The organism is Achromobacter sp. FW305-C-13 (assembly GCF_058783475.1).
Window position 1 is genome coordinate 752881 of record NZ_JBYSYN010000001.1, and the last position, 7376, is coordinate 760256.

Consider the following 7376-nt stretch of genomic DNA (forward strand, 5'->3'; position numbering starts at 1 on the left):
GGCCCCGTGGGATCGGGGCCTGCGGTGGCGTCCTGCCGGCTAGACAATAAGAAAGGGCAGCAGGATGATGCCGTGAAGCAGTACGAATGCGCCGAATATTGCCATTTGGGTCTCCTGGTTCAGACGAGTCGTTGCCACTTCAACGGTTGACGGGGCGGGCGGGATTGCCCACCACGGTTGCGCCGGCGGCCACATCGCGGGTGACCACGCTGCCCGCGCCAATGATCGCGTCATCCCCCACTGTTATACCGGGCAAGATTAGCGCGCCGGCGCCGATCCACACATTCGCGCCGATGCGGACCGGGCGGCCGAACTCCAGTCCCGCGTTGCGGGTGGCGGCATCGCGCGGGTGGTCCGCGGCCAGGATCTGCACGCCGGGCCCGATCTGGGTCCGGTCGCCGATGGTCACCTCGACCACGTCCAGAATCACGCAGTTGAAGTTCAGGAACACCCCGGCGCCCAGGTGGATATTGAAGCCGTAGTCGCAATGGAATGGCGGGCGCACCACGGCGCCTTCACCCACCGATCCCAGGCGTTCCCGCAAGAGCGCAAAGCGCGGCTCGGCAGGCTGGGCAAGGGCGGCGTTGTATCGGGCCAGCCACGCCATGGTGGCCGCTTGTTCCTGCTGGATTTCTGCGGCGGTGGGGTCGTACAGGGCACCCGAGCGCATTTTCTCGATCTCGCCGCTTACTTGTATAGGGGGCATGGAATTCCTTTGCCAAATCGGCATGCGTACTGAGTGGGTGAAGGGCTTGTTTGCGAACCCTTACATCGCTGTTACGACTCCGAAGATAGGATTCTCATAACCAAAAATCGGAACGCATAATGAATAAGCAAAATCCCCCGCCCGAACCCAAAAAGCGACGCTGGCCATTTGGCAATTGGGAAGAACAGTCATAAACGCGCCGCCGCTGCCGCGCGCAAACACATCAATCAATAGTCATTCGGAGGCCTGATGGATTGCTCAGTCGAAGGAAAAGTTGCTTTTACCAACGGCCATTCGTACCACTTCGCCACCGTGGATGCTGCCTTGGCTTTTGCCGAGTGCGTAAAAAGCTCGCAGCAGCCCGACCAGTGTGCCGCCATGCATGGCAGTACGCAAATGGTGAAGCTGGAAGAGGTCAAGTCGAAAGAGGAAGAAGACGAAGAAGAGCGCGACCGCTAGGTCCGCATTGCTTAATCAGTGCTTGGGCAACACGAATTCCACCCGGCGGTTCTGCGCGCGCCCCTTCGGATTGTCAGCGCCATTGGCCAACGCGTTGGGCTGCACGGGCCGGGTGTCCCCGTAGCCCTTGGCTGCCAGGCGCGCCTTATCCACGCCGTGATTCGCCAACCATTGCAAGACGGCGTTGGCCCGTTTCACTGACAGTGTCTGGTTATACGAGGCCGTGCCCTTGGCATCGGTGTGGCCCTCAATGGCGACGCGGCCGGCGGGGGCCGCCTGGATTGCCCGCGCAATATCCTGCAAGGCGGGCTCGGCGGTTGGCCGGATAGCGGCCTTGTCGAAATCGAACAGCACGTCGCCCAGCATCGATACCGTGACGGCGTCCTTGTCCTGCCGCACTGACAAGCCTTCGTGGCGGCCCGCCAGATCGCTTATCTGCGCGGATAGGTCCGAGACGCCCGCACCCGTGTCTGACGGGAATCCCTTCAAGTCCAATATGGTCGCCTGCAAATCCAGGACTTCCGCTTTATACGGCGGCTCTTGCGCAGCAGCGCCGTGGGCCAAGATCAGTAGCGCTGCGGCCAGCGCGGCCGGAACATACCGGGCGGGGGCCATGATCAGCGGTCGGTGATCTTGATGGCGTCGAAAGTTTCGACACCCGGTATGGTCAGGGACACCTCTGTAATGTCTTTGGGCGGCGCGGGGAATTTGCCCTGCCAGGCGCCCGCGATCGGCGCGTCTTTCGAGGTTTTCAGCACCAGTTTCGGATTGGTCAGCGGCTTATCGTTGCTGTCTTTCAGCAGCAGGTGCTTTTTATTGCCGGCGATGACATAGAAGCTGTCTTCGTAATCGTTTTTCGTGATCTGCGAATACACCATTTCCGTCTTGCCGGGCACGATCGGTTTGAACCGGACCTTAAGGGTCAGGATATCGCCGCTACGCACCGCTTCAACCACCTGGCCTTCAGCCGTGCCGGTTTCCGTCAGGCCCGTCGCCAGCGGTTTGGTGCCAGTGGCCTCGGTTGCGGCCTGGGCATGTGCGGCGTGGTTGAAACTGGCCAACGTCAACATTGCGCCCAACGCACAGGCCGCCACGGCGGGTCTGATGGGATTCACGATAAGCCTCCTTGATTGATCCGGTTGGATCAGACTCAAGCTATCGGCCTAATCCAATGGGCGATAGTCTGCTTTCGCGGCGCATATTTCAATGCGATTATTTTCCAAATCGTTACCGTGATAAGGAATGCGCAGCGGCCCTCGGAAGAGGGCGTGCAAGGGGAAGCGGGGGGACGCTGCGGGCCATAACGGAAACTGGATGGCCCGCGGCGCAAGAAACATGTGGTTGTATTCTTTCGCCGGCGGCCCATCGACGTGCCTGTTGATTAACCGGGCCTAACCGCCGCGATGTCCACCGTGATACCGGGGCGCGGACATATTGCGCGGGCTTTCTTTATGCTGGGCACTGGCCAGCGCCTTGCGCCGGGCCTCTTCTTGCAGATGATCCGCTTTGGCGCGGTCCTTTTCGGCGTGCGGGGAAACCGGAGCGTCGGGGGCGGCGGGGGCTTGCGGAGAGCGGGGGGGATGGGACGTCATGATGCGTACCTGTTCAGGTGACGCGGCATATGCCGTTCAAATACGGTACACCCGGTCCGGCAGGGATTCCAGCGGTCAATCGCAACAGCCCGCTTACGGCGGAATTCGTATTTTGTTCCAACCCGGTAGACTGACGGGGCTGATGCGTGCATGGCGACACGCGCCGGCTATCCGGCCCGTGTGGGCGGCCGGCTTGATAACCATAATCGGGGGATCCGAATTCATGAAAATAAAAAAACTCATCGAAGAACGCCGCCAAGGCGAACGGGCTGCGGTCAGCGAGCGTGCCGACCCCTCGGATGCGGAATTGCTGGCCGCGCTGGACCAGTTGGATGGAGCGGAATTCAGCTCCATTGCGCTGGTGACCGAAGACGAAACCGTCATGGCGATCGGCGGCGGCGAAGGCGCCTATGTCGTGTCCATTACGCTGGATGACGACGCCCGTATCTATACGCTGGTCGATCCGGCCAAATCCGAGGACCACGACCAGGACGTCGTGGTCGGCGGCCAGTCGGGCAGCTATCAGCAATACCAGTGCGTGGACCGCGCGCTTGCTCTGGCGGCGGTCAGGCATTTCCAGCAGGCAGGCGAGCCCTCGCCCGAGCTGCAGTGGGTCAGCGAATAGGCGCGTCGCGTCGATTCCAGGCACGCCGCTAAACCCCGAAATCCGCTTCTCCCTTGCACCGCCTGCCCGCCATCCGCGGGCGGGCCTTGTCCCCGGCTACGACTAAAGTCCGATGCGCAGGCCATGCCGCCGGAGTAACTTCCGGTCGGAATCAGCGCATCGAAAAGTGGGTCAATCGGTAACTAATTGCGGATTCATCCCCGCGAATGGATCACTGCCGCCGGCATATCCCCCAAATTCCGTATTCCGGAAAAATGGGGTCATTACCTGTGCGTGAAATATATCGATTTATAACGCCCGTTGCCCGAATTAGCGCCCAAATTCCGGGTTTTCCGCAGTGCATATGCCTAGTTTCAGGGATAGACGAAGTTTGTCAAAACCCGTCTAATTCTTGCGATTGTTCATCCTAAAGACGTATGGATTTTCGCAAGTAGGCGTGGTTCTGCGCGTGCATCAGCCTTGCCGAAAACTTGAACAAGTAACAAACACCGGGTAAGGAGATTTTAATAATGTCAGCGACTGTGTTTTACGAACGGGCTGTTGCACTGGACCGTGCGGCGCACCAGAACACCAAAATCCAGATCCAGCCGGATCATTACGCCTTCGCGCTGGATACGAATGCCCTGCCTATCGCCGCCAGCGAATTTGCGGACGCCGGCCGTCATTACCCTATCGTTTTCGTGGGCGATGAAGCCGGCAATTTCCATGTGGCCGTGCTGCTGGGCCTGGAAGACAAGTCCAACCTGTTCGTGACCGAACTGGGCACCTGGAAGGCCGATACGTATGTGCCGGCCTTTGCACGCCGCTATCCCTTCGTGCTGGGCACCACGTCCGAGGCCGACCGTCTGGCCGTATGCATCGATGAGTCCTACCCCGGCATCAACACCGCCGACGGCGTGGCCTTGTTCGAAGACGGCAAGGAAACCGGCTACCTGACGCAGATGATGGAATTCCTGCGCGTGTTCCAGGGCGAAATGGAGCTGACCAAGAACATGGCCAAGCGCCTGAACGAGCTGGGCCTGCTCGCCGCCAAGACGATCACCATCTCGCAAACCGACGGCGACCGCTACCTGAGCGGCTTCTGGGTCGTGGATGAACAGAAGTTCGCCGGCATCGACGACGCCCGCGTGGTCGAACTGCAGCGCACCGGCATGCTGCGCCTGATCGAACTGCATCGAGCGTCGCTGGGCAACATCCAACGCCTGGCCATGCAGCTGGATGAGCAGCGCCGGGTGAAGGCGCAGCAGCAAAAGGACGTGGCGTCCAGCACCGACGCCGCGCCTGTCGAGTCCGCGGCCTGATCCGCCGTCAGGGCGATGCTGACCGCCTCCTTGACTCCCGCGATCGGTACGGCCTCGAGCCAGGCTGGCGCCGAGCCCCAGATCCATATCCCCCTGCACACGCTGCACGGGGAACCCCGGATCTGGGCGGATCGCCTGCTGTCCGTATTCAAGGGCAGGCAGATCGACGGGGTCGAGTGGTCGATGAAGTTCTCGGCCGCCGGCCTGGTCGGTAACCGTTTCATGCTGGGCATCCAGCGTGACCACTGGCATCAGCTGGACCTGGCTACGCTCTCGCAGGCGCTGGCCATCCCGCAGGCGCTGTGGATGCGCGTGGTGCAAGACATGGAGCACGCACGCGCGATGTTCTTCGCCTACGAGCCCGACGGCGCGGCCGGCACCTACCGCGTGTATCTGGAATTCATGCCGACGCCCGACGCGTTGCGCCAGCACGGCGTTCTGCCGCTGGGCTGCGGGTACAAATGGCATCCGGCCACGCAACGCGAAGCCGCCGTGACCGCCTACCGGATGCGGCATCTGGAAGACCGTGCGGCGTTCGACGCCCATCTGGCGCCGTACCTGGCCAAGCTTGCCAATCCGGTGCTGCGGCAGGTGGCGCAGGGCATCGTGGCACAGGCCTCTGCCCAGGCCGATCCGGCGGGTTTCATGTTTCTGGAAGTGGACGAGGCCGACACCCGGCGCGATTCGTTCACGCTCACCTTCCGTGGGGCGGATCTGCCCCTGCGGGCCTTCATCCCCGATCTCTTGCGACTGGCCGCCAGCCTGGCTTTGGTTGAAAGCGAGGTCCTGGGTTTTCTTTTGCCCGACGAACCGCGCAGCCTCTATAGCCTGGCTGCCGGCGCCGCGCGGGACGGACACGAGTTTCTGACTGTCTACTATGACTGACAACGACAAGCTTCTCTTCCGCCCGGCGCATGCGCGCAAGGGCCTGTTGGCGGTAGCCGCGCTGGCCGCGCTGAGCGTGGCGGGTTGCGCGTCGCAAGACCGAGCCGCTTCGGCGCCCGCCACTGCGGCGCCTGCCTCTACCGGCGCCGCGTCCTCGGGCGTGCAGACGGAAAGCGGATCGCTCAAGATCGGGCAGCATACGCCGCAGGAAGATTCCGGCTTCGGCAAGGCCACCCCCAGCGCGCAGATGGACGAAGTGCCGCCCACGCCCGCGCCGCGTTTCGACGAGAACACCGTGCTGCCCGCGCCTGCGTCCTACCTGGCGGAGAACATGCCGGCGTATAACGGCGCGCAGTTGCCCGACCAGTCCGACCCGATGACGCTGGACCAGGTCTACATGATGGCGCTGCAGAACGATCCGCAACTGCAAGGCGCTTATCAGGAACTGCAAGCGGTGGGCTATGGCGTGATGTCCGCGCGCGCGGGCCTCTTGCCCAGCGTCAGCGGCGAGGTCAACCGCAGCCGCGTTCGTCAGAACGTGGTCGACAGCGAAAACGCCGTCTATCAGACAGGGCGCGCGAACTGGGCCGAAAACGGCTGGGCGCTGACTCTGAACCAGCCCATCTTCGAACTGGGCGCCTATCACAAGTGGCGCCAGTCGCAGGATGCCGAGCGCAAGGAAGTGGCCAGCTACGCCTACGCGCAGCAGGACCTGATGCTGCGCACCGCCACCGCTTATCTGAGCGTGCTGGCTGCCCAGGATCAGATCGAACTGACCGAGGCCGAGCGCCGCACGACCCAGAAGCAGAAGGAATTGGTCCAGGCGCGCTATCACAGCGGCCAGGAAACCCGCGTGGGCCTGAGCGAAGTGCAGGCCCGCCTGGACATCCAGGACGCCAACACCTTGCTGGCCAGGAACGATTACCTGGACAAGCAGCAAGCCGTCCAGGAAATCGTCGGCTACGGCAATCTGAAGCTGCGCCCGGTGCGCAAAGACCTGCCGATGACGCTGCCCGTGCCCAACGACCCCCAAGCCTGGTTGCGCACGGCGCTGGACCAGAACTGGTCGATCCGCGCGGCCTCGGCCGGCGTGGCGGTGGCCGAAAAGGAAGTGTCGGTGCAAAAGGCCGGCTACTACCCCAGCGTGAATCTGCGCGCCTCCACCGGCCGCAACGAAACCGGCGGCAGCCTGTTCGGCGGCGGCAGCACGGTGGCCGACACGCGCTTTACCGTGAACCTGTCCGTGCCGATCTTCCAGAGCGGCTACACGTACGGCATGAGCCATGCGGCGGCCAGCCGCCTGAGCGCGGCCTCGTCCGACCTGAGCCTCACGCGCCGCAAGGTGCAGCGCCAGCTGTTCTCGTCGTTCCAGAACATCGTGATCGGCATCGACCGGATCAAGGCGCTGAACAGCTCGGTGGAATCCTTTGAATTGGCGTTGAAGCTGAAAGAAGAAGGCTTTCAGGCTGGGCTGAACGACATCGTCAGCGTGCTGGATGCCACGCGCAATCTGTACAACGCGAAGCGTCAGCAGGCTGAAGCCGGATACAACTTTGTGCTGGACGGGCTGAAGCTGAAGCAGGCCGCCGGCACGCTGAGCGCGGCGGATATCGCGGCGATCAGCCAGCAGATGCTGTAGCGCTGTAGCGGTAGAGCGGCAAGGGGCGCGCGGCAGTTCGCTCGCCCTGGCAAGGAACGCGAGAGCAAGGCCACGCAAAAGCAGGGCCATCCGGGGGGTTACCGGATGGCTCCGAATCGTTTAATTCAGGGCGTTTCAGGCGCCCGCCAAACAAGTGTCGAGCGACGAT

General features: G+C 62.5%; 8 protein-coding genes. 5 read left to right on the forward strand and 3 right to left on the reverse strand.

What is annotated here, in order from left to right; translation table 11 throughout:
* Positions 1–139: 139 nt before the first annotated feature.
* Positions 140–706, reverse strand: a complete 567-nt coding sequence (locus tag AC3WMU_RS03510; protein WP_113914596.1) for a sugar O-acetyltransferase — start codon at positions 704–706, stop codon at positions 140–142.
* A 249-nt stretch (positions 707–955) separates the two neighbouring features.
* Between AC3WMU_RS03510 and AC3WMU_RS03515 the strand changes: the two genes are divergently transcribed.
* A complete protein-coding gene (locus AC3WMU_RS03515) occupies positions 956–1165 on the forward strand; it encodes a hypothetical protein (protein ID WP_492281829.1) in 210 nt (69 codons plus the stop codon).
* A gap of 15 nt (positions 1166–1180) precedes the next feature.
* Here the strand turns inward: AC3WMU_RS03515 and AC3WMU_RS03520 are convergent, their stop codons facing one another.
* Both AC3WMU_RS03520 and AC3WMU_RS03525 read right to left on the reverse strand, forming a co-directional pair.
* Positions 1181–1780 carry an OmpA family protein gene (locus tag AC3WMU_RS03520; protein WP_492281830.1) on the reverse strand — a complete coding sequence of 200 codons (600 nt, stop codon included), beginning with the start codon at positions 1778–1780 and terminating at the stop codon, positions 1181–1183.
* Positions 1781–1782: 2 nt separating this feature from the next.
* Positions 1783–2280, reverse strand: coding sequence for a hypothetical protein (locus tag AC3WMU_RS03525; protein WP_492281831.1), 498 nt, complete (start codon positions 2278–2280; stop codon positions 1783–1785).
* A 700-nt stretch (positions 2281–2980) separates the two neighbouring features.
* Here AC3WMU_RS03525 and AC3WMU_RS03530 point away from each other — a divergent pair.
* From AC3WMU_RS03530 to AC3WMU_RS03545, 4 genes are all read left to right on the forward strand, one after another.
* Positions 2981–3382 (forward strand): Imm1 family immunity protein, encoded by a 402-nt coding sequence (locus AC3WMU_RS03530; protein WP_492281832.1) that lies wholly within the window; start codon positions 2981–2983, stop codon positions 3380–3382.
* Between the two features lie 509 nt (positions 3383–3891).
* Positions 3892–4683: a SapC family protein gene (locus AC3WMU_RS03535; RefSeq protein ID WP_088587081.1), complete on the forward strand. Its 792-nt coding sequence runs from the start codon at positions 3892–3894 to the stop codon at positions 4681–4683.
* Between the two features lie 15 nt (positions 4684–4698).
* Positions 4699–5568 carry a hypothetical protein gene (locus AC3WMU_RS03540; RefSeq protein ID WP_492281833.1) on the forward strand — a complete coding sequence of 290 codons (870 nt, stop codon included), beginning with the start codon at positions 4699–4701 and terminating at the stop codon, positions 5566–5568.
* Positions 5561–7207, forward strand: a complete 1647-nt coding sequence (locus AC3WMU_RS03545) for a TolC family outer membrane protein (RefSeq protein WP_492281834.1) — start codon at positions 5561–5563, stop codon at positions 7205–7207. The genes AC3WMU_RS03540 and AC3WMU_RS03545 overlap by 8 nt, the downstream gene beginning before the upstream one ends.
* Positions 7208–7376 lie beyond the last annotated feature (169 nt).

Excerpts from the sequence above, each read along its gene's own strand:
- AC3WMU_RS03510 (WP_113914596.1), bottom strand. The coding sequence starts at position 706 with ATGCCCCCTATACAAGTAAGCGGCGAGATCGAGAAAATGCGCTCGGGT.
- AC3WMU_RS03515 (WP_492281829.1), top strand. The coding sequence starts at position 956 with ATGGATTGCTCAGTCGAAGGAAAAGTTGCTTTTACCAACGGCCATTCG.
- AC3WMU_RS03530 (WP_492281832.1), top strand. The coding sequence starts at position 2,981 with ATGAAAATAAAAAAACTCATCGAAGAACGCCGCCAAGGCGAACGGGCT.
- AC3WMU_RS03535 (WP_088587081.1), top strand. The coding sequence starts at position 3,892 with ATGTCAGCGACTGTGTTTTACGAACGGGCTGTTGCACTGGACCGTGCG.
- AC3WMU_RS03520 (WP_492281830.1), bottom strand. The coding sequence starts at position 1,780 with ATGGCCCCCGCCCGGTATGTTCCGGCCGCGCTGGCCGCAGCGCTACTG.
- AC3WMU_RS03545 (WP_492281834.1), top strand. The coding sequence starts at position 5,561 with ATGACTGACAACGACAAGCTTCTCTTCCGCCCGGCGCATGCGCGCAAG.
- AC3WMU_RS03540 (WP_492281833.1), top strand. The coding sequence starts at position 4,699 with ATGCTGACCGCCTCCTTGACTCCCGCGATCGGTACGGCCTCGAGCCAG.